This is a genomic window from Xenorhabdus entomophaga, from assembly GCF_037996725.1.
GTDB classification, from domain to species: Bacteria; Pseudomonadota; Gammaproteobacteria; order Enterobacterales; family Enterobacteriaceae; genus Xenorhabdus; species Xenorhabdus khoisanae.
Window position 1 is genome coordinate 1 of sequence record NZ_JBBMXH010000500.1, and the last position, 223, is coordinate 223.

Annotated in this window: 1 pseudogene; it reads left to right on the forward strand. The window is 40.4% G+C overall.

Annotated elements, in window-relative coordinates:
- Window positions 1-38: 38 nt before the first annotated feature.
- Window positions 39-223: pseudogene (locus AAC854_RS23815) on the forward strand (IS982 family transposase); the annotation flags it as partial.

A 223-nucleotide genomic window follows, 5' to 3' on the forward strand; every position in this document is an offset into this window, starting at 1 on the left:
AAGTCGTCAAAAATAGAGAAATAAAGGAACAAAAGGCTATGTCACAGCAAGATTTTATCATTTGGGTGTTTTGTTGGGTAGATGACAATTTAATGCAGCTACAGCAAGGTACGCGATTCAGAAGCCGAGGGCTCCCACCTAAATTGAGTGATGCGGAAGTCATCACGATGGAAGTGATTGGTGAATTCTTAGGATTTTCAACAGATAAAGGGATTTGGACGTA